The sequence below is a fragment of the Streptomyces sp. DH12 genome (assembly GCF_020873895.1).
Classification (GTDB): domain Bacteria; phylum Actinomycetota; class Actinomycetes; order Streptomycetales; family Streptomycetaceae; genus Streptomyces.
In genome coordinates this window covers 1-453 of sequence record NZ_JAHWGT010001059.1, presented here as the reverse complement: position 1 = coordinate 453, position 453 = coordinate 1, and the positions used below count along the sequence as shown (strand labels likewise).

At 75.7% G+C, this 453-nt stretch carries 1 pseudogene; it reads left to right on the top strand.

The window, feature by feature from the left end:
- A pseudogene (locus tag LPA54_RS38495) lies at positions 1–453 on the top strand (kynureninase); the annotation flags it as partial.

The window sequence follows — 453 nt, the reverse complement described above, 5'->3', positions numbered from 1 at the left end:
CGCCCCCGCCTTCCTCTACGTGGCACAGCGCCATCACGCCGCGCTGGAGACACCGCTGCCCGGCTGGACCGGCCACGCCGCCCCGTTCGCCCTGGCGCGGGACTACACCCCCGCGCCCGGCATCGCCCGCGCCCGCATCGGAACCCCGCCGATCCTGTCCCTGCTCGCCCTCGAAGCGGCCCTCACCGCCTTCGACGGCGTCGACCTGCACCAGGTCCGCGCCAAGAGCCTGTCCCTGACGGGCTTCCTCCTGCGCTGCGCGGACGAACTCCTCGCGCCCCTGGGCTTCACCTCCGTCACCCCCTCCGACCCCGGGCGCCGCGGCAGCCAGGTCACCCTGCGCCACCCCCACGCCCACGGACTGGCCGTCGCCCTGGCCGGGCGCGGTGTCGTGGCCGACATGCGCGCGCCCGACCTGCTCCGCTTCGGCGTCAACGCCCTCTTCACCAGCCA